The following is a 21,665-nucleotide window of genomic DNA, read 5'->3' as shown; positions in this document are numbered from 1 at the left end:
TTTACAATCAAAATGACCAATAATCGATCAGGAGCCGACCAATACCGTCGACATTCGAATCCGAAAAAGGGGCTATTGTGCTGACGAGTCAGAGAATCCGGCAAATCGTGCATGAATACGGACGGGATGTACTGGAAAACGAGCGGATGAGCATCGAAAAGCACTGCTATCAGCATGGGGCCGTAACCACGTTCGAGCATTCGGTTCGTGTGGCTTGTCTTGCCGTGTACTTCGCCGACCGCCTGCATCTGTGGCGGCGTGTGGATCTGCGCTCGCTGGTCCGTGCCGCGCTGCTGCACGACTACTTCCTGTACGACTGGCATTACGACGGGGATGGATCGCACAAGCTCCACGGGTTCACCCATCCCCGTCGCGCGCTGATGAACGCGTTGCAGGATTTTAAACTCAACGAGGTGGAACGGAACTCCATCCTGCGTCACATGTTCCCGCTCACGCCGATACCGCCCAAGTACATCGAGGGCTATCTGGTCACCATGGCGGACAAGATCAGCGCCACCCGTGAGACGTTCTCCCTGGCAAGATTCTCCAGACCGCAGCTTGCCCCGGTGCCGGAACGTCTGGCCCTGACCGCCGGCGTCGATCCCGCATCCGTTCGTTCCGCATCCGTTTCTCATGAACAAGATTCGCGGGGGGAGGCCGAGTTGCAGGAGGGGACTCGGTGAATCAGATCGTGACTGCGAACGCGGGAACGGCTGGCATCATCCTGTATCTGGAGTGTCTGTTCTTCTGGGCGGTGTGCTATAGCTTCCTCGGTTGGGTGTACGAGACGATACTCGTCTCTGTGCAGGAACGGCGGTTCGTGAACCGCGGATTCCTCAACGGACCGCTCTGCCCGATCTATGGGACCGGCGCGGTGGTCGCCATCGTGGTACTCACCCCGCTCAAGGACACGCCGATGTCGTTGGTGACCATGTTCCTGCTGGGTGCGGTGGGCGCATCGGTACTCGAATACGTGACGTCATGGGTGATGGAGAAGGCGTTCCATGCACGATGGTGGGATTACTCGCACTTCAGATTCAATATCAACGGACGTATCTGCCTGATCGGCGCGATCATATTCGGCGTATTCGGCGTACTGATCGTGGATGTGGCCCAGCCGTGGGTGGAACAATGGACCGCGATGATCCCGCTGCCGCTATTCCATACGATCATCGCGGTGCTGATGGTGACGATCCTCGTGGACTTCCTGATCACCGTGATCGGCCTCAGCGGCTTCGCCCGGCGTCTGGCCGAATTCTCCCAGATATTGGAACGCAGCCGCGACATCATCCGCGAACGACTGGGCGATTATGCGCTCGACCCGATCGAGGCGTTGCAACGATACAGTGACGCCGCCGCGGGACGACTGCAGTCGTACAAGGGAGCCGCCGCGGACCGGATGCGTGATCTTGCCGACAACCTTCCCGATCTGCCGGGACTGGTCACGCGCGTGCAGGGGATCAGCCGGCTGTACGACACGCTTACCAATGCGCTCAACGCGCAGCAGAAACGTATGATCCGCTCGTTCCCCCGCATGACATCCGTTGACTATGGCGAGACGATCAAGCAGCTGCGTGAGATGCTGAATCGCAACGATCGCAAACATGATGATCGCGATCGTTGCGACAACGATCGGTGATACAGCCGCACAGAACGACTATCAGTGCATCAGTGCAAATATCCCGTGGTGGGACTGGACGGCACAGCCTGTCCTTCGGTCACCTTGCCAAGACCGGCCAGATAGGCGGCACGTCCGGCGGCGATCGCATCCTTGAACGCGCGGGCCATGAGCGGAATGTTGCCGGCGCTCGCCACGGCGGTATAGGCCATCACGGCATCGGCACCCATCTCCATCGCATCGCAGGCCTGGCTCGGACGTCCGATGCCCGCGTCGATGATCACCGGCACGTTCGCATTGTCGATGATGATGCGAATGAAGTCACGCATACGCAGACCCATGTTCGAACCGATCAGCGAACCCAGCGGCATCACCGCGGCGGCACCGGCTTCCTCCAGCTGACGGGCTGCGATCGGATCCGGGAACATGTACGGCATGACCACGAATCCCTCCTTTGCCAGCATCTCCGTGGCACGGATCGTCTCGGCGTTATCGGGCAGCAGATACTTGGTCTCATGCTCGATCTCCACCTTCACGAAATCCGTGTGGCACACCTCGCGGGCCAGTCGGGCGATGCGCACAGCCTCCTCCGCATTACGGGCGCCCGACGTGTTCGGCAGCAGGGTGATGCCCTCGGGAATGTAATCGAGCACGCTGTTTTCCGTGGTCTGTGCACGACGAAGCGCCATCGTGACGATCTGCGTGCCGGCATGCTCCACCGTGGCCTTGATCAGATTGAGATCATACCGGCCGGATCCCAGAATGAAGCGGGACTCGAACTCATGGCCGCCAAGATTCAGCGGCTTGTCGACCACTTCGGGCATAGGGGCTGCAGTGCCTACCGGATTCGTGACCGCGGGCTGCGGCGGCAGGGGAGTGGCGGCTACGGATTCCTCAGTGACGGGATTGGGGATCATGATTGGCTCCTTGATTGATGACGGAGATTGATAACGGAATGAAATGATGCTGAACGTGATGTCCGGTGTTCGACGCGCGCGAACTCAGCCGCCTTGAACGAACTGAACGATCTCCATGACCGACTGATCAGTGAGCATGACATCGTCACGCTTCTCCCGCGGCACGATGGCACCGTCGAGCTCCACGGCCACTCGTTCGGCACGGTAACCGTGCGACTCCAGATAGTCGGCGACGCTGACCGGCGTATCCAGCGTGACCTGTTCTCCATTGACCTGCATGAGTTCCTCCAAACTCGGCGAATATGAAAAAAGGGCGCACGAAACCAAGCCGTACCCTGCGTGGTGCGCCCGTTCATGAACCCGTCATGCCATATTCGATTATCGTCGTGGATACGGAATCGTTGGAATGAATAGCAAAGCAACTCCATAATCCACCATGGATGATGCGGAGTGATGATCATGCACTGCGTTGCGCAATCGATGACGATTCCTTACGGCGGCATGACCCGCATCAAGTCCACGGTCGAAGCGAAGCTTCCTCTCAGCCCAACGGCTCCCGTTCGTACACCAATCACCCTACCTGCTCGTGCAGACGCCGGCGCGCCGAACACGGTAAGGTGGGAATACGGTTCCCGAATCAGGGAACACCGATCGAAGGGAATATCATGATCGTCACCACTACCCCCACCGTCGAGGGCTACACCATCACCGGCTATTACGGCATTGTGTTCGGCGAGGTCATTTCCGGTGTGAACATCCTCAAGGATCTCGGAGCTGGCCTGCGCAACGTGTTCGGCGGCCGCAGCCAGGGTTATGAGAACGAGCTGGTCAACGCGCGCGAGGAGGCGCTCGCCGAAATGCAGCAGCGCGCCTCCGCGCTCGGCGCCCATGCCGTGGTGGGCGTGGACATCGATTACGAGGTGCTTGGCCAGGGCGACATGCTCATGGTCACCGCATCGGGAACCGCGGTCCAGCTCGCCGCCAAGGCCTGAACGACGCGGGATGGCCGCTGTGTTTCCGTGCCGTCGGCCGAGGACTCCGTCCAGCCGTGAATTCAAGATGTTGAACGATTGAGCACACGGGCGCAAGGAGAACGACTTCATGGAACCGCAGCAGACGCAGACGACCACGGCGAAACCGCGCATCACGCTTTCCGACGATCAGATCGACCGGTACGCGCGGCATCTGATCCTCAAGGGCGTGGGCGTGCGTGGACAGAAGCGTCTGCTCGCGGCGAAGGTGCTGATCGTCGGAGCCGGCGGTCTGGGATCCCCTGTCGTCCTGTATCTGGCGGCGGCCGGCGTGGGCACACTCGGCATCGTGGATGACGACGTGGTGGACGTCAGCAATCTGCAGCGTCAGATCATCCACGACTCCGACAGGGTCGGCATGTCCAAGGCGGAATCCGCGAAGGAAAGCATCGTCAGACTGAACCCGGACGTGACGGTGAACGTGCATCGGACCATGTTCGACGCCGGCAACGCCGCCGAACTGATCGCCGACTACGACGTGGTGGTGGACGCCACCGATAACTTCGCTGCCAAGTTTCTGATCAATGACGCCTGCGTGCTCGCCGGGAAACCGTTCGTGCACGGCGGCGTGGTGCAATTCGCCGGGCAGGTCATGGACTACGTTCCCGGGCAGGGGCCGTGCTATCGGTGCATCTTCCGCGATATGCCGGCGGCCGGTGAAGTACCGACCTGTAAGGAGGCCGGCGTTCTGGGAGCCGCCGTGGGCGTGATCGGCAGTCTGCAGGCCGTCGAGGTGGTGAAGATGATCACAGGGACGGGGGATCTGCTTACCGGGCGGATGTTGACCGTCGACATGCTCACCATGAGGATTCGCGCGGTGCCGTTGCCGGAACGGGAACCTGACTGCCCGGTCTGCGGCGATCATCCGACGATCACATCGCTCGATCCGGACCGGTATGTGCAACCGGCCTGTGCGATCTGAGTGATCTGACCGTGCGATCTACCGGCGCGACGAATCGTCTACGATGGCGCTCACTGCCCACCAGTCACCGGCCATCAGTCACCAACTATCAGCCACATTCATCATTCATCACGTACTTATCCATCAACCAATGTGATCGCAGGGGGAAACGAAACCGATGATCGGAAACGACATGTTCGACGAGGACGAGATACGGCAGATCTCTCCGGAGGAGTTCGCCGCATTGGACTACTCCACGGTTACGCTATTGGACCTGCGTGAACCGCATGAGGTGGAGGCTCACGGCATTGACGGCGCGATCAACGCCCCGTTCGACCCGTTGGCCCGTGTGCTGCGTACCGTTCCCAAGGACAAGCCGGTCATCGTGTACTGCAGCGAGGGAAGCTGGAGCGAGGAAGTGGCGCAGTTGCTGGCGGACCGCGGCTACGACGCGGTGAACCTCACCGGAGGCTTCCAGGCGTACGAGCGGTATCTCGCCCAGCGCGGATAGCCGCCGTATAGCCGGAGCGGCGCGAATTCGCTCAGGCGGGGCCGACTCGCACTGTCGCGATGTCCTGAGAGACTGTAGTGTTGCTGGACCCAGCAATATTCAACACGATTGAGGAGTGACAGGGAACACATGTCTCAGGTCAGAAGCTACAAGGAAGCGGGGTTCGATTCTCTTCTCGAAGAGCTCGAATGGCGCGGTCTGGTCAATCAATCCACTGACAAAGAGCAGCTCGCCGCGGCTCTGGACGGCGATCCCATCACCTATTATTGCGGCTTCGACCCCACAGCCGCCTCGTTGCACATCGGCAACCTCGTACAGCTGATCAACATGCGTCATCTGCAGGAGGCCGGCCATCATCCCATCGCGCTGGTCGGCGGCGCCACCGGTCTGATCGGCGATCCCCGCCAGTCCGGCGAACGCACGCTCAACCCCAAGGAAATCGTTGCCGGATGGGCCGACCGTCTCAAGGCGCAGATCGGCCGTTTTCTGAAGACGGACGGCGACAATCCCGTGCGGTTCGTCAGCAACTACGACTGGACCGCCGAGATGAGCGTGATCGACTTCCTGCGTGATGTGGGCAAGAACTTCCGTCTGGGCACCATGCTCGCCAAGGACACCGTGGCCCGTCGCCTGAACTCCGAGGAGGGCATTTCCTTTACCGAGTTCAGCTACCAGGTATTGCAGGGCAATGACTTCCTGCACCTGTTCGACGAATACGGCTGCACGCTGGAGCTGGGCGGCTCAGACCAGTGGGGCAACCTCACCTCCGGACTCGATCTGATCCGCAAGGTGCGCGGCGAGAGCGTGAACGTATTCACCAGCCCGATCATCACCGACGCGCAGGGCAAGAAGTTCGGCAAGTCCGAGGGCAATGCGGTGTGGCTGGACGCCACCATGCTCAGCCCGTACAAGTTCTACCAGTTCTGGTTCAACCGCCCCGACGTGGAGATGGAAAGCCTGCTCAAGGCGTTCACCTTCCTGCCGAAGGACGAGATCGAACGTCTGGTGGAGGAGAGCCGTACGAATCCTGGCGCTCGCGAGGCCCAGCGCACGTTGGCATGGGAGGTCACGAGCTTCGTGCATGGCGAGCAGGCCACGCAGGAGGCCATCGATGCGGCGGCCGCGCTGTTCGGTCGCGGCGGTGATCTGACCGCGCTTGACGAGGGCACGCTTGAGGCCGCTCTGGAGGGTCTGAAGGTGGACGGTGCGTTCCCGCAGGCCAGTGCCGGCGAGCGCATCATCGACGTGGCTGCGGCGGCCGGACTGTTCAAGTCCGCGTCTGAGGCCCGTCGTGCGATCAAGTCCGGCGGACTGTACCTCAATAACGCACGTGTGGAAGATCAGGAACAGACATTGACCGACGGTGATTTCCTGCAGGATCGTTTCGCCCTGCTTCGCCGCGGTAAGAAGGCATTGGCAGCAGTGGAGGAGACTCGATGAGCGAAGAACGTAATCATTCCGCGGGACGCGGAGGACATTCCGGCGGCTACGGCAAGGGTCGTGGCAACGGCGGCTACGGCAACCGTGGCGGCAAGTCGTTCGGTGGCGGTCGCGGCCGTGATGATCGTCGTGGTGGCTATGGCAACCGTGGCGGCAACGGCGGTGGCCGTCGTTTCCAGCGTGACGGCGAGTTCCGTCGCTACAACGACGATCATGGCGATCGTCGCGAGAGCCGTGACGGCGAGGATTCCCGCGGCGGCTACAAGGGTGGTTACAAGAAGAGCTACGGCCAGTCCGGCCGCGGCAACGGCGGTTTCCGTCGTGATGGTGAGCGTCGTTTCGATCGTCGTGACGGTGAACGCCGCTTCGATCGTCGTGATGATCGTCGTGATGGCGGCCGTCGCGATTTCCACCATGATGACCGTCGCTTCGATCGTCGCGATCACGATGGTGAGCGTGGCGATCGTCGATTCGAGGGCCGCCGTGAATTCCGTCGTGATGATCGCAGGGATGACCGTCGCGATGGCGAACGCAAGAACTTCCGTCGTGATGGTGAGCGTCGTTTCGATCGTCGTGATGGTGAGCGTCGCTTTGACCGTCGTGATGATCGTCGCGACTTCCACCGTGATGATCGCAACGGCGGTTTCCGTGGTGATCGCGATCGCCGTGATGATCGCAGGGATGACCGTCGTGATTTCCGTCGTGACGGCGACCGTCGCGATTTCCACCGTGATGATCGCAAGCCTCGTCGTTCGTTCGACGACAAGCCTCGCAATCCTCGCTACGCCAAGGATGATGAGCGTGAGTTCAAGGGCGGCGAGCGTCACGATCGAGGCAGTCAGTACGACCGTGACGGCAAGGGTTCTCACTCCTTCTATCAGGGTGGCCGTCGTAACTCCGACGGTACCGTGTCGTATCCGTCGCAGAATCCGTACACGGCTCGCCGTCCCAACGAGCCCAAGATGCCGAAGGGCCTGGAATGGTACATGCTGTCGCCGGACGAGCGCGAGCGTCTGCGTGGTCTGAGCAAGGAGCATGCCGAGAACATCGGCCTGCATATGCTGGCTGCATACACGCTTGAGGAAAGCGACCCGGAGTGGGCGCTCGAGCACGCGAAGTGGATCGCCCATCAGGCATCGCGCATCGACATGACCCGTGAGACGCTGGCTCTGGTGGCCTACCGTCAGGGCGACTACAAGCTCGCCCTACGCGAGTTCCGCACCGCATACCGTATGAACGGCTATGTGGATTACCTGCCGTTCATGGCCGACTGCGAGCGCGGTCTGGATAATCCGAAGAAGGCCATCGAACTGGCCATGTCGGATGACGCCAAGATGCTGCGTGGCGAATCCAAGGCCGAGATGTTCCTTGTGGTGGCCGGCGCATACGCCGATCTGGGGAACTGGGACAAGGCCATCGATATGGTGCATACCATCGGTCGGTCCAAGGGCATCTCCGGTGAATACCGCATGCGTGCGGTGCAGGCCGAGCAGTATTTCCTCGAGCAGGCCGGTCGTGCCGAGGACGCCGCCAAGCTTGATGATTTTGTGGGCCGTCTTGAGGACGAGTACGCGGATGCCGAGGATAACGGCGACGAGATCATCGACAATGATCTTGAGGACATCGATGACGAGCTGCTCGAAGGTCTGGGCATCGACCCGACGGCGTTCGACGATGAGGATGAGGAATCCGACGACGAGGACAACGGCGAGAACGGTGAGGAATCCGAGGATTCGGATGCCGATTCCGACGCTGTCTCCGATGAGGATGACGTGACTTCCGATGAGGTCGACGTGGTGTCCTCCACCGTCAATGAACTCGACGAGCATGACACTGACGACGACAACCCGCGCAACGCCGATGACGAGGAGACTCTCCCCGCCAAGGAAACGCAGCAGGGTGCCGACGCCGATGCCGACCCCTCCGATCCGGACGCCGTTGACGGTACGGAAGACGAGGAGACCGACGACGGCGATGAGCATGCCTCGGAATCCGAATCCGGCGACGAACAGGCTGAATAACGGCAGTCATATCACGGCAGTCACGAGGGGAACGGCATGACGCAGTACATCAAGGGCACGGACATTTCGATCAGCGAGCGGTATCGACTGGCGCTGCTGGATCTCGATGGCGTGGTCTACCGGGGCAAGAACCCGGTGGAGTATGCTTCGGAATCCATCCGACAGGCACAGTCGGCGGGCATGCTCATGGAGTACACGACGAACAATTCGTCGCGATTCCAGGCCGTGGTCGCCGAGCAGCTGCGCGGGTTCGGTCTGGACGTCGAACCGTGGCAGGTCATCACCTCCTCGGTGGTGGCCGCCCGTATGGTGGCGCATCATGTGCCGGCGGGTGCCAAGGTGCTGGCCGTTGGCGCGCCGCATTTGCGTGAGGAGGTGACCCGCGCCGGGCTGACGCTGGTCGACCGCGTGGAGGATGAACCGGCGGCCGTGATCCAGGGATGGTACCCGGAGATCACGTGGAACGAGCTGGCATCCGCCGCGTTCGCCGCCCAGCGTGGAGCCCTGTATCTGGTAACCAACCGTGATCTGACCATTCCCCGCGAGCTCGGCATCGCGCCGGGCTGCGGGTCGCTGGTCAACGCGGTGATCGAAGCGGTGGGCCATCAGCCGGCGGGATCGGCGGGCAAGCCGGAATCCGCCATGTATGACGAGGCCCGTCAGCTGGTGGCCGATTCCCTCGCCGAAACGTCCGGGGAGCGCGTTGAGCCGGTTGCCAAGGATCAGTGCCTTGCCATCGGCGACCGTCTGGACACGGATATCGAGGCAGGAAACCGTGGCGGCTATGATTCGCTGGTGGTGCTCACGGGCGTGTCCAAGCCGAACGAGATCGTGCTTGCCGATCCGGTGCTGCGTCCCACGTTCATCGCCAAGGATCTGCGAGGCCTGAACGAGCCGCATCCGCAGGTGTTGCAGCAGGATGATGGTTTCTGGGTGTGCCGTGATGCCGTGGCCCATGTCGTGGACGGTGTCCTGCAGGTGAGGGAGAACGGTGACGTCGATGCGGCGCTGTCGTCGTTGGACGCACTGCGTGCCGCATGCTGCGCGGTCTGGCAGGTGCTTGATTCCGGTGTGGAGCCGGACGCTCTGAGCATTCCCGAATTCCATATCTGAGGGTGCCTTCATGACATCAATCGATATGGCATCAACCGATTCCCGTGTACGTGATGATATGCATGATCATGCCGTGACCGATGCGGTCGCCGAGTCAGCCGACGGCCGCATCGATGTCGTGACGGTGTTCCCCCGTCTGGCCGATCTTGACGATCGTTCACTTGATGAGCAGATCGCCGCGTACCGTTCCACGCTCGACCAGCTGAAGGCGGAGCTTGACGGGCTCCGGACCGTATCATGAGCCGACTTGATCAGGAACTGGTCGAACGAGGTCTGGCGTTGTCCCGATCCAAGGCACAGCGTCTGATCCGACAGGGTTCCGTGACCGTCGATGGCGTGATCACGGTCAAGCCATCGACGACGGTCGGCAATACGTCGACGATCGCCATCGCACCCGACGATGATTACGTCTCCCGGGGTGCCTACAAGCTGGTGGGGGCGTTCGATGCATTCTGTCCTCAGGGGCTGTCCCGTCCCGACGGGGCCGACTGCCTTGACATCGGTGCATCCACCGGTGGGTTCACTGACGTGCTGCTGCGCTTCGGCGCCGCGCATGTTGTGGCGCTTGACGTGGGTCACGGTCAGCTCGACTCCCGTATCGCGTCCGATCCCAGAGTGATCGAGATGAGCGGCGTGAATATTCGTGACGTGCGTCCGGAGGATCTGCCATTCACGCCGCGCATGATCGTCTCCGATGTCTCATTCATCTCGCTGACGTATGTGATCCCGGTGATATCGACCATCGTCGGGCCGGAGACCGATATCGTGCTGCTGGTCAAACCGCAGTTCGAGGTGGGGCGCGGCAATCTCGGCAAGAACGGCATCGTGGAAGACGAGTCGTTGCGACGAGGCGCGTTGGACCGGGTCGTCGCCTGCGCTCGTGAGCATGGTCTGCAGGTCATGGCCACGGCCGATTCACCCATCGAGGGTACGCATGGCAACCACGAGTACCTGCTGTGGCTGCAGGCCGGAACATCCCCGAACAAGGACATGGCGGACACGACCTCGGCGGCAGCGTGATCGACATGAGTGCATCGCCGGGGGAGTGGATTGAACCAGTAGTACGCTGGTGGAAACGATCACTGCCCGGTCGGATTGTCGACCGATATCTGTCTCATCGCGGTTCGCTGATGGGCAACGGTCTGGCCTACGGTCTGCTGTTCGCGTTCTTCGCCGGCGTATGGATGGTATTGTCCCTTGCCGGCGTGATCGTCATCGGCAACGAGCAGCTGCAGCGGTTGCTGATCGAGACGGTGGACACGGTAATTCCCGGCAGTACTGATACCTTCATGTCCGCGTCGGCGTTGTCCAAGGCATCGAACACGTTCACGTGGACCGGTCTGGTCACCGTCGCGATCTTCTGGTGGACGGTCACCGGGTGGATGGATTCGTTACGCACCGCCGTGCAGTCCATGTTCGACGACTACCAGGATGACGTCGATCTGGTCAAGGCGCGACTGCGTGACACCGCGGCCATCATGATGGTTGCGCTGCTGTTCATCCTTTCCACTGTTGCCGGTACCGTCTCCAGCGGTCTGGTGCGTACACTGCTGACATGGCTGGGCATTCCGGGAGATTCGTTCGCCGGATCGCTTGCCTTGGATCTTGTAGGTCTGTGCTCCGGTCTGGTGTTGAATTTCCTGTTGTTCATCCTGTTGTTCCGCGTGATTTCGCATATTCACGCCGGTCGTTTCATGATCGCCGCCTGCGTGCTCGGGGCGGTGACGCTTACGGTGATGCAGCTGTTCGGCACCAGACTGCTGGGAGGTGCGTCACGGAATCCGTTGCTCGCACCGTTCGCCGCCATCATCGGTGTGCTCATCTGGTTCAATCTGGTGGCGCAGGTGATCATGATCTGTGCGGCGTTCATCGCCGAATGCAGGAACGATCCCACCCTGATGGGAACGCGGTGATGGAAAACCGATACGGAACAGCGATATCGGTCGCGCATTGGTCGCTCGTGTCCGTCTGCCCGTCGCCGTTTCCGCTGTGGGCGTAGAGGATCGCGGAGTCGCGTTCATCGCCGGGTTCACCGTGCCGCAATATTCCGTCAACCTTACCGTATGGTGAGATGTTACCTATAAATATCCTAGGCATTCGCTATAACACTTATTTGTACTTTTGTACCCTGATATGGCCTGGTCGATGTGCGTATCGCGCCGCCGTCCATGGTCTGTGACGTTCAGGCCGCCGGAGACGGCGGAAGGAAACAAACGAAGAGAGGTACTCGTGCAGAGTAAAAAGATTCTCGCGGCGCTCGTGTCCGTCGCCGCGATCGCGTCGCTCGCAGGCTGCGGCGGCGTCAAGGATGACGCGTCCTCCGCGGATTCCAATGCCATCACCATCGGCACCACCGACAAGATCGTCAGCCTCGACCCGGCTGGCCAGTATGATAACGGTTCCTTTGCCGTGATCATCAACGTGTTCCCGTTCCTGTTCTCCCAGAACTACAATGAGTCTGAGATGAGCCCGGACATCGCCGCCGACGAAGGCAGCTGGAACGCGGACGGCACGGAGTTCACGGTGAAGCTCAAGTCCGGTCTGAAGTTCGCCAACGGTCATGACCTGACCTCCTCCGACGTCAAGTTCTCGTTCGACCGTGTGAAGAACATCAATGACGAGAACGGCCCGTCCTCGCTGCTCGCCAACATCGAATCCATCGATACCCCGGACGACACCACCGTGGTGTTCCACTCCGCCGTGAAGAACGACGTGACCCTCAAGCAGGTTCTCGGTTCCCCGGCCGGCCCGATCGTCGACGAGCAGGTCTTCAGCGCCGACAAGCTGACCGACGCCGACACCATCATCAAGGGCAACGCCTTCGCCGGTCCGTACAAGCTGACCTCGTTCAAGCTCAACGAGGCTGTGGCCTACGCCAAGAACGACGCCTACCAGGGACTGACCCCGGCCAAGAACAACGCCGTGCAGGTGAAGTACTTCTCCGATGCCTCCAACCTGAAGATGGCCATCGAGCAGGGACAGGTCGATGTGGCGTATCGCACGCTCACCCCGACCGACATCTCCGACCTCAAGAAGAACGACAAGGTCAAGGTCATCACCGGTCCCGGTGGTGAGGAACGCTTCATCACCTTCAACATGAAGGTGATGCCGTACGGTGAGTCGCAGCCGAACGCCGACGCGAACAAGGCCAAGGCCGTGCGCCAGGCCGTTGCCAGCCTGATCGACCGCGAGGATCTGGCCAACACCGTGTACAAGGGCACCTACACCCCGATGTACTCCTACATCCCCGATGGTCTGACCGGTCACGAGGACACCTTCAAGTCCGCCTACGGCGACGGCAAGGGCGGTCCGAGCGTGGACAACGCCAAGAAGATCCTCTCCGATGCCGGCGTCGACACCCCGGTCGATCTGAAGCTGCAGTACAACGCCGAGCACTATGGCTCGAGCTCCGCCGACGAGTACGCGGCCATCAAGTCCCAGCTCGAGCAGGGCGGCCTGTTCAAGGTGGATCTGCAGCAGACCGAGTGGACCCAGTACCAGAAGGAACGCGTGGTCACCGACAGCTCCGACGGCGCCTACCCGGCCTACCAGCTCGGCTGGTACCCGGACTACTCCGATCCGGACAACTATCTGTCCCCGTTCTTCCGTGACGGCAACTTCGTCAACAACGGCTACTCCAACCAGCAGATCAACGATCTGATCGTCCAGCAGGCTGGCGAGCAGGACTCCGCCAAGCGCGTGGAGCTCCTCAAGCAGATCCAGCAGCTGGAAACCGAGGACATCTCCACCCTGCCGTTGCTGCAGGGTGCGCAGGTGGCCGTGACCGGTACGAACATCTCGGGCGTGACGCTCGACGCTTCGTTCCGCTTCCGCTACGCCTCCGTGACCAAGTCCTGAGGCTGACCCATGTGAACACCGGGGCCCGCCGTCATGATCACGAGAGCATCATGTTCGTGAAACATAGCGGGACTACGATGTTGCACATATATTGCAAGGGGGATGCCCGACGCCGCCCATCAAGGCGCGTGCCGGACATCCCCCTTTACCCAGTAAAGGCCCCGTGACAATCGGGGCACCGACCCAAGGAGAAACGAGTGGCGTCGAAAGCCCAAGCTCTCAACGATCAGTCGCAGAACGCAGCGGCTGACACTCCTGAGAAACCCAAGAAAAACAGGATATCCGGCGGGTTCTTCCGATTCGTCATCGTCCGATTCCTGCTGATCATCCCCACCATCTTCATTCTGGTCACCATCGTGTTCTTCGTGATGCGAGCCACCGGTGACCCCATCACCGCCGCCCTCGGCGGACGACTGACCCCGCAGGAACTGCAGGCCAGAATCCACGCGGCCGGATACGACCGGCCCCTCATCGTGCAGTACATCGACTATCTCGGTGGACTGCTCCACGGCGACCTCGGCACCACGCTGACCGATAACCAGCCGGTGATCTCCGTTCTCACCCGCTATGGTGCCGCCACTTTCGAACTGGCCATCCTGGCCCTCATCATCGCGCTGATCGTCGGTATCGGCCTGGGCCGTATCGCCGCCCGCCGCCGTGATCGCGCCGTCGACGCCGGCATCCGCACCTTCGCCATCCTGTGCTACGCGACCCCCGTGTTCTTCCTGGGTCTGCTGCTCAAGCTCATCTTCTCCGTGTGGCTGGGCTGGCTGCCGAGCTCCGGACGATCCTCGCTGGCCTCCGAAATGCAGTTCAGCCGTCTGGTCTCACCCACCGGCCTGTACATCGTGGACGCCTTGCAGCTGGGCGACATGACCGTGCTGCTCGACGTGCTCCAGCATGCCGTGCTGCCAGCACTGGCCCTGGGTCTGCTGACCGCAGGCGTGTTCATCCGTCTGGTGCGCACCAACGTGATCAGCACCTACACCTCCGGCTACGTTGAGGCCGCCCGTTCCCGCGGCGTCTCCGAGAAGCGTCTGCTGAGCAAGCACGCCTGGAAGCCGGCCCTGATCCCGATCATCACCGTGATGGGCATGCAGATCGCCCTGATGCTCGCCGGTGCCGTGCTCACCGAGACCACCTTCGAGTGGAAGGGTCTCGGATTCATGCTGTCCACGTATCTGAAGGCGCGCGACTTTACCGCCGTGCAGGGCATCGTGATCCTTATCGCGATCATCGTGTCGGTGGTGAACTTCATCGTCGACGTGATCAGCGCCCTGATCGACCCGAGAGTGAGGTACTGACATGACCGCCGCCAATTCCGCACCCACCGTTCCCGGCGACGATCGTCTCGCCGAACTCAAGGCCAAGAACCAGCAGTCGTTCTTCGCCAAGCTGCCCATCGTCAAGCAGCTGCGCATCGCCGTCGGCTGGCAGAAGGGTATGCTCATCACCGGTCTGGTGCTGTGCGCGTTCTTCCTGCTCGTCGCCATCTTCGCCCCGATGATCGCACCCTACGGCTACTCGCAGATCAAAGATGCCAGTGGCAAGTCCTTCCCGACGCAGTCCGCACCGAGCGCCGAGCACATCTGGGGAACCACCGTCGGTGGTTTCGACGTGTTCAGCCGTACCGTGTGGGGTACGCGTACCGCCGTCATCGCCATCCTCGTGGCCGTGGTCTGCTCGATCTTCATCGGCGTGATCCTCGGTCTCGTCTCCGGCTACTTCGGCGGTTGGGTCGACCGCGTGCTCGTGGTCATCGCCGACGCCATCTACTCCTTCCCGTCCCTGCTGCTTGCCATCCTCATGGCCATCATGATCTCCGGCGGCCAGTCCGGCCTGTGGGCGGGCATACTGTCGTCGGGTCTGTCGATCACCGTGGTCTACATTCCGCAGTACTTCCGCACCATCCGTGCCGAGGTCGTGCGTATGAAGGAATCCGCGTTCATCGAATCCGCCCGTGTGATCGGTGCCCCCACCTGGCGCATCATGACCAAGCACCTGCTGAAGAACTCCACCCGTACGCTGCCGGTCATCCTCACGCTGAACTCCTCCGAAGCCATCCTGACCCTCGCCGGTCTGGGCTTCCTCGGCTTCGGCATCGAGCCGACGGCCGCCGCCGAATGGGGCTACGACCTCAACCGCTCCGTCTCCGACGTGACCGCCGGCATCTGGTGGACCGCCGTGTTCCCGGGCGTGGCGATCGTGCTCATCGTGCTCGGCATCACGCTGGTGGGCGAGTCCCTCAACGATCTCGCCGATCCGCGACTGCGTGCCCGCAAGTCCGCCGGTGAGGTCATCGGCAGTATCGAGGACACGTCCGTCGATCCTTCCACGCAGAAGGATGCCGCCGAGGTCGTCTTCACCGATCCGAAGACGAAGGCCGCCGACACCCAGTCCGAATCCACGTCCAACGCGAGCAAGGGAGAATGATCATGGCTGATTCCGTGAAGAAGAACGCCGACGCCGTGAACGACGGCGATCTCGCGTCGATCAAGGACCTGAGCGTCTCCTTCGTGACCGACGCCGGTCCGATCAAGGCCGTGGACAAGGTGAACCTCACCATCCCGCGCAAGTCCATCGTGGGCATCGTGGGCGAATCCGGCTCCGGCAAGTCCGTAACCGCCCGTTCGATCCTCAAGCTGCTGCCCGAGACGGCATCCACCTCCGGTGCCATTTACCTCAAGAGCCGTGACGGCTCCAAGGAGATGGACGTGCTTTCGCTCTCCGGCGAGCAGCTGCGTGAAATGCGCGGCGAAGAGGCGGCCATGGTGTTCCAGGAGCCCAACTCGGTGCTCAACCCCGTGTACACCATCGGCTGGCAGATCGCCGAGGGCCTGCGCGCCCACGGCATCACCGACAAGAACGAGCAGCGCGCCAAGTCCATCGACATCCTCAAGAAGGTGGGCATCCCCGACGCCGAGACCCGCATCGACTACTACCCGCATCAGTTCTCCGGCGGTCAGAAGCAGCGTATCGTCATCGCCATGGCGCTCGTGCTCAACGCTGGACTGATCCTTGCCGACGAGCCGACCACCGCACTCGACGTGACTGTGCAGGCCGAGATCCTCGATCTGCTCCGCATGGCCCGTGACGAATTCGACGCCTCCGTGCTGATCATCACCCACAACATGGGTGTGATCGCCGACGTGGCCGACGACGTGATCGTGATGTACCGCGGCCATGTGGTGGAGCAGGGCAGCGTGGAGCAGATCTTCTACTCTCCGCAGCATGACTACACCAAGCGACTGCTGGCCGCCGTGCCTCGCATCGGTCAGAAGCTCGTCGTGAAGGATGAGAACGGCAATGTGGTCGACCGCAAGGTCGACTGGCGCACCCAGCCCATCGCCGTCAAGGCCCGCGGACTGGAGATCACTTATCCGGGTCACCTGATGCAGCCCGATTTCAAGGCCGTCAAGGGCATCGACTTCGACATTCACCGCTCCGAAGTGGTGGGTCTTGTGGGTGAATCCGGCTCCGGCAAGTCCACCACCGGTCGTGCCATCGCCGGCCTGCAGCGCATCTCCGGCGGTTCGCTCAACGTGCTCGGCATGGAGATGAGGGGCTTCAAGGAGCGCGATTTCAAGCCGAAGCGCGCCGATATCGGTTTCGTGTTCCAGGACCCGGGCAGCTCGTTCAATCCGCTGATGACTATCGCGCAGAACGTGGCCGAACCGCTGCTCGTACACAAGAAGTACGATTCGCTCGCCGCCGCCCGCAAGTACGTGGAGGAGCTGCTCGAGATGGTGCAGCTGCCCAAGGCGTACATGGACCGCTTCCCGCACGAGCTGTCCGGCGGTCAGCGTCAGAGGGCCTCGCTGGCCCGCGCCCTGGCGCTCAAGCCGCCGCTGCTGATCGCCGACGAGCCCACTTCCGCATTGGACGTGTCCGTGCAGGCCAAGGTGCTTGAGCTGTTCAAGCGTCTGCAGGTGGAGATCGGCTTCGCGTGCCTGTTCATCACCCATGATCTTGCAGTGGTCGACATGCTCGCCGACCGTGTGATGGTGATGCATCAGGGCGAGATCGTGGAGCACGGCGACACCGATCAGATCCTGAGTAACCCGCAGAATCCGTACACCAAGAAGCTGCTTGCCTCGCTGCCGATCCCGGATCCGCGTGAGCAGGCCGAGCATCGTGCCCAGCTGCATGCGCTGCTCGCCGAGGAGAACAAGTAGATACCAGCGGATTACCACCGGTGTGGTCCTCGATTCGCGTGATGCATTCCGGATGGCTCACGACGGATCCTGAATCCTGACCGTGGACAAGGCCCTCGTCCCATCGCGGACGAGGGCCTTTCTCATATGATGCCATTCCTTATGCCTATCGTTCCCGTCGGAAACAATCGTCATCTGTTCGGTCGCTTCCCCTAACGAAGGAGAAACCAAGACGCAACATGGGAAGCGGATAGTCAAGGCAATCCCGCACATCCCCAGCGGGAACGTCAGGAGGAAGACGAATCCTATGAATATCAAGAAGATCGGAGCGGCTGTGGTATCCGTGGCCGCTGTGGCGTCGCTGACCGCGTGCGGCGTCAAGGACAACGGATCGTCAACATCGTCGTCCGGCGACACAGTGACCATTGGCACCACCGACAAGATCGTGAGCCTCGACCCGGCCGCCTCCTACGACAACGGCTCCTATGCCGTGCAGATCCAGGTGTTCCCGTTCCTGTTCGCACAGGACTATGGCAAGTCCGATATGAGTCCGGATATCGCCGCCGATGATGGTTCGTGGAGTGCGGATGGCAGTGAGTTCACGGTGAAGCTCAAGTCCGGGTTGAAGTTCGCCAACGGTCATGATCTGACCTCCTCCGATGTGAAGTTCTCGCTCGACCGCATCAAGACGATCAACGATGAGAACGGTCCGTCCTCGCTGCTTGCCAACATCGAGTCCGTCGACACCCCGGACGACACCACCGTGGTGATCAAGGACTCCGTGAAGAACGACGTGACGCTGAAGCAGGTGCTGGGGTCTCCGGCCGGCCCGATCGTGGACGAGCAGGTCTTCAGCGCCGACAAGGTGACCGACGCCGACACCATTGTGAAGGGCAACGCCTTCGCCGGTCCGTTCAAGCTGACCTCGTTCAAGCTCAACGAGGCGCTTGCCTACGCCAAGAACGATTCCTACAAGGGGCTTACCCCCGCCAAGAGCAGCACCGTGCAGGTGAAGTACTTCGCCGATGCCTCCAACCTGAAGCTTGCCATCCAGCAGGGTCAGGTGGATGTCGCCTACCGCCAGCTCACGCCGACCGATATCGCCGACCTCAAGAAGGACAGCAAGGTCAAGGTGGTCAATGGCCCTGGTGGTGAGGAGCGTTTCATCACCTTCAACATGAAGGTGATGCCGTATGGCGAGTCGCAGCCGAACGCCGATGCGAACAAGGCCAAGGCCGTGCGCCAGGCCGCCGCCAATCTGATCGACCGTGAGGCGTTGTCGGAGAACGTGTACAAGGGCACCTACACCCCGTTGTATTCGTTTATTCCGGATGGTCTTGCCGGTCATGATGATACGTTGAAGGCGGCTTATGGCGACGGCAATGGCAAGCCGAGTGTGGAGAAGGCGAAGCAGGTGCTGGAGGCGGCTGGAGTCGACACCCCGGTCGATCTGAAACTGCAGTACAACGCCGAGCACTATGGTGCGAGCTCCGCCGACGAGTACGCGGCCATCAAGTCCCAGCTGGAGAACGGCGGCCTGTTCAAGGTGGATCTGCAGCAGACCGAGTGGACCCAGTACCAGAAGGAACGCGTGGTCACCGAGACCTCGGACGGTTCATACCCCGCCTATCAGCTTGGCTGGTTCCCGGATTATTCCGATCCGGACAACTATCTGTCCCCGTTCTTCCGTGACGGCAACTTTGTCAACAACGGCTACTCCAACCAGCAGGTGAACGATCTGATCATCCAGCAGGCCGGCGAGCAGGATTCCGCCAAGCGTGAGGCGTTGCTCAAGCAGATTCAGGAGCTGGAGACCGGTGATCTGTCGACGATCCCGTTGCTGCAGGGTGCTCAGGTGGCCGTGACCGGCACGAACGTTTCCGGCGTGACGCTCGACGCCTCGTTCCGCTTCCGCTACGCGTCGGTGACCAAGAGCTGACGAAACCGAAACCGGTTTTTCCTCGGCACATCATCACAACAATGGGTATGGCTGATCCCACGGGTGGTATCTCGTGGGATCAGCCACACCCATTGTTGTGATGATGCACCGACCACGTATCCCCGCCATGTGGGACATCTCTCATGTTCTGAGTCGGCATTTGGGCGTTATACGGCGATATCGGTTTTCCGTATATCGATATGACCTTCGGCGCCATTCGAATGCGTGATAATGATGTTTGGCCGTCACAGGGATGACGACGTGTACATGGGGGATGCGGAATGTCAAGACAGTTGGTGGTGGAACAGGGCGCCTCGAAACGGGGGCGGGAGAATCAGTGGAAAGGATCCACCCGGTCGCATATCGCGGTTGTGGCATTGCTGACCACGGTTCTGCTGGTGCTGTCGGGCTGTGGGGGAGTGCGGGACGATGCCGCCCTTTCGGGTGACGTCGTATCCATTGGCACCACCGACAAGGTGAACATGCTTGATCCCGCAGGCACGTATGAGACCGGATCGTATGCCGTGTTCATGCAGATCTATCCGTTCCTGTTCTCGCCGAACTATGGCAAGTCCGATATGAGTCCGGATATCGCCGCCGATGATGGTTCGTGGAGTGCGGATGGCAGTGAGTTCACGGTGAAGCTCAAGTCCGGGTTGAAGTTCGCCAACGGTCATGATCTGACCTCCTCCGACGTGAAGTTCTCGCTCGACCGCATCCGTACGATCGGCAGCGCCAACGGCCCACTGCCGTTGCTGGCGAATATCCAGTCGGTCGAAACGCCGGACGATACCACCGTGGTGATCAAGGACTCCGTGAAGAACGACGTGACGCTGAAACAGGTGCTGGGATCGCCGGCCGGTCCGATCGTGGACGAGCAGACGTTCAGCGCAGGCAAGCTCACGGAGGATGCGATCATCGTCGCATCCAACGCCTTCGCCGGACCGTATGCATTGACCGATTTCAAACTCAACGAGTCGGCGATCTACCGACGCAATACCACCTACCGTGGTCTCACCCCGGCGAAGAATAGTGGCGTCCAGGTGAAGTACTTCGCCGATCCCGCCAATCTCAAACTCGCCGTTCAGCAAGATCAGGTGGATGTGGCGTATCGAACGCTTACCCCGACCGATATCGCCGACCTGCGCAAGGATGCCAATGTACGAGTCGTCACCGGGCCCGGTGGCGAGGAACGGTATCTGGTCTTCAATATGAAGATCATGCCGTATGGCGAGTCGCAGCCGAACGCCGATGCGAACAAGGCTCTGGCCATACGTCGCGCGGTCGCACACTTGGTGGACCGCACCGCCTTGGCGAACGGCGTGTACAAGGGGACGTATACGCCGTTGTATTCGTTCATTCCGGATGGTCTTGCCGGTCATGATGATACGTTGAAGGCGGCTTATGGCGACGGCAATGGCAAGCCGAGTGTGGAGAAGGCGAAGAAGGTGCTGGAGGCGGCTGGAGTCGATACTCCGGTCGATCTGAAGCTGCAGTACAACACCGATCATTACGGTGCGACATCGACCGATGAGTATGCGGCGGTGAAGACGCAGCTGGAGAACGGCGGTCTGTTCAAGGTGGATCTGCAGCAGACCGAGTGGACCCAGTACACCAAGGACCGTGTGGTCAGCAAGACCTCGGACGGCGCGTACCCGATCTATCAGTTGGGTTGGTTCCCGGATTATTCGGATCCAGACAACTACCTGTCCCCATTCTTCAGAAGCGATAACTATCCCAGCAACGGTTATCACAATGCGCAGATGGATGATCTGCTGGCACGGCAGGCCGGTGAGCAGGATTCCGCCAAGCGCGAGGCGTTGCTCAAGCGGATCCAGGAGCTGGAGACCGGTGATCTGTCGACGATCCCGTTGCTGCAGGGTGCTCAGGTGGCCGTGACCGGCACGAACGTTTCCGGCGTGACGCTCGACGCCTCGTTCCGATTCCGCTACGCGTCAGTGACGAAGCAGTAGTCCCTGGGATTGCCATGAGTGTGGGCGACTCTCGCCGGTAATAAGTTTTTTGATTTGACAAACATTATTCGATGGTTTTACTATATGAGTGTTCCTGATGGAAGGCGAACGGGCCGACCGTCGTAGACGTATTGCCGTGATTCGGGCCAGATCCCGACGGCAAGAGACGACAAGAGCAAAGGAGTTCTC

General features: G+C 61.0%; 19 protein-coding genes and 1 riboswitch. Of the genes, 17 read left to right on the top strand and 2 right to left on the bottom strand.

Features of this window, described 5'->3' with window-relative positions; genetic code table 11:
• Window positions 1-77: 77 nt before the first annotated feature.
• Together EP30_RS02005 and EP30_RS02000 are read left to right on the top strand one after the other, a co-directional pair.
• Window positions 78-683, top strand: coding sequence for an HD domain-containing protein (locus tag EP30_RS02005; RefSeq protein ID WP_140555669.1), 606 nt, complete (start codon window positions 78-80; stop codon window positions 681-683).
• Window positions 684-718: 35 nt separating this feature from the next.
• Window positions 719-1,639 (top strand): putative ABC transporter permease, encoded by a 921-nt coding sequence (locus tag EP30_RS02000; RefSeq protein WP_375137728.1) that lies wholly within the window; start codon window positions 719-721, stop codon window positions 1,637-1,639.
• A gap of 29 nt (window positions 1,640-1,668) precedes the next feature.
• Here EP30_RS02000 and EP30_RS01995 read toward each other — a convergent pair whose 3' ends face one another.
• Together EP30_RS01995 and thiS are read right to left on the bottom strand one after the other, a co-directional pair.
• Complete coding sequence (locus tag EP30_RS01995) at window positions 1,669-2,535, bottom strand: thiazole synthase (protein WP_375137726.1); 867 nt, start codon at window positions 2,533-2,535, stop codon at window positions 1,669-1,671.
• Between the two features lie 84 nt (window positions 2,536-2,619).
• Window positions 2,620-2,814 carry a sulfur carrier protein ThiS gene (thiS, locus tag EP30_RS01990; protein WP_140555666.1) on the bottom strand — a complete coding sequence of 65 codons (195 nt, stop codon included), beginning with the start codon at window positions 2,812-2,814 and terminating at the stop codon, window positions 2,620-2,622.
• Window positions 2,815-3,005: 191 nt separating this feature from the next.
• Window positions 3,006-3,105: riboswitch (TPP riboswitch) on the bottom strand.
• Between the two features lie 92 nt (window positions 3,106-3,197).
• On the opposite strand from thiS, the gene EP30_RS01985 reads away from it, so the two are divergent.
• From EP30_RS01985 to EP30_RS01915, 15 genes are all read left to right on the top strand, one after another.
• Window positions 3,198-3,527 carry a putative heavy metal-binding protein gene (locus EP30_RS01985; protein ID WP_094663064.1) on the top strand — a complete coding sequence of 110 codons (330 nt, stop codon included), beginning with the start codon at window positions 3,198-3,200 and terminating at the stop codon, window positions 3,525-3,527.
• A gap of 151 nt (window positions 3,528-3,678) precedes the next feature.
• Entirely contained in the window at window positions 3,679-4,488 is an 810-nt protein-coding gene (locus EP30_RS01980; protein ID WP_140555723.1) for a HesA/MoeB/ThiF family protein, read from the top strand.
• Window positions 4,489-4,645: 157 nt separating this feature from the next.
• Window positions 4,646-4,978 (top strand): rhodanese-like domain-containing protein, encoded by a 333-nt coding sequence (locus tag EP30_RS01975; RefSeq protein WP_140555663.1) that lies wholly within the window; start codon window positions 4,646-4,648, stop codon window positions 4,976-4,978.
• A gap of 129 nt (window positions 4,979-5,107) precedes the next feature.
• Entirely contained in the window at window positions 5,108-6,418 is a 1,311-nt protein-coding gene (tyrS, locus tag EP30_RS01970) for a tyrosine--tRNA ligase (RefSeq protein WP_140555660.1), read from the top strand.
• Window positions 6,415-8,439: a lipopolysaccharide assembly protein LapB gene (locus tag EP30_RS11050; RefSeq protein WP_258185308.1), complete on the top strand. Its 2,025-nt coding sequence runs from the start codon at window positions 6,415-6,417 to the stop codon at window positions 8,437-8,439. The genes tyrS and EP30_RS11050 overlap by 4 nt, the downstream gene beginning before the upstream one ends.
• Before the next feature lie 36 nt (window positions 8,440-8,475).
• Window positions 8,476-9,552, top strand: coding sequence for an HAD-IIA family hydrolase (locus EP30_RS01960; protein ID WP_140555657.1), 1,077 nt, complete (start codon window positions 8,476-8,478; stop codon window positions 9,550-9,552).
• A gap of 10 nt (window positions 9,553-9,562) precedes the next feature.
• A complete protein-coding gene (locus EP30_RS01955) occupies window positions 9,563-9,793 on the top strand; it encodes a hypothetical protein (RefSeq protein ID WP_140555655.1) in 231 nt (76 codons plus the stop codon).
• Entirely contained in the window at window positions 9,790-10,572 is a 783-nt protein-coding gene (locus EP30_RS01950) for a TlyA family RNA methyltransferase (protein WP_140555652.1), read from the top strand. Before EP30_RS01955 ends, EP30_RS01950 begins: the two co-directional genes overlap by 4 nt.
• Window positions 10,573-10,577: 5 nt before the next feature.
• The gene (locus EP30_RS01945; RefSeq protein ID WP_140555649.1) at window positions 10,578-11,465 is read left to right on the top strand and encodes a YihY/virulence factor BrkB family protein; all 888 of its coding nucleotides are present in this window, start codon (window positions 10,578-10,580) and stop codon (window positions 11,463-11,465) included.
• Between the two features lie 316 nt (window positions 11,466-11,781).
• Window positions 11,782-13,410 carry an ABC transporter substrate-binding protein gene (locus tag EP30_RS01940; RefSeq protein WP_140555646.1) on the top strand — a complete coding sequence of 543 codons (1,629 nt, stop codon included), beginning with the start codon at window positions 11,782-11,784 and terminating at the stop codon, window positions 13,408-13,410.
• 197 nt (window positions 13,411-13,607) lie between these two features.
• Window positions 13,608-14,714 (top strand): ABC transporter permease, encoded by a 1,107-nt coding sequence (locus tag EP30_RS01935; RefSeq protein WP_094662559.1) that lies wholly within the window; start codon window positions 13,608-13,610, stop codon window positions 14,712-14,714.
• 1 nt (window position 14,715) lies between these two features.
• Entirely contained in the window at window positions 14,716-15,843 is a 1,128-nt protein-coding gene (locus EP30_RS01930; RefSeq protein WP_140555644.1) for an ABC transporter permease, read from the top strand.
• 2 nt (window positions 15,844-15,845) lie between these two features.
• Window positions 15,846-17,585, top strand: coding sequence for an ABC transporter ATP-binding protein (locus tag EP30_RS01925; RefSeq protein ID WP_094663060.1), 1,740 nt, complete (start codon window positions 15,846-15,848; stop codon window positions 17,583-17,585).
• 286 nt (window positions 17,586-17,871) lie between these two features.
• Complete coding sequence (locus tag EP30_RS01920) at window positions 17,872-19,503, top strand: ABC transporter substrate-binding protein (protein WP_140555641.1); 1,632 nt, start codon at window positions 17,872-17,874, stop codon at window positions 19,501-19,503.
• 281 nt (window positions 19,504-19,784) lie between these two features.
• Window positions 19,785-21,476, top strand: coding sequence for an ABC transporter substrate-binding protein (locus EP30_RS01915; protein ID WP_140555638.1), 1,692 nt, complete (start codon window positions 19,785-19,787; stop codon window positions 21,474-21,476).
• Window positions 21,477-21,665 lie beyond the last annotated feature (189 nt).

The sequence above is a fragment of the Bifidobacterium sp. UTCIF-39 genome (assembly GCF_006408715.1).
Classification (GTDB): Bacteria; Actinomycetota; Actinomycetes; order Actinomycetales; family Bifidobacteriaceae; genus Galliscardovia; species Galliscardovia tissieri.
This window is presented reverse-complemented; position numbering and strand designations above follow the sequence as displayed.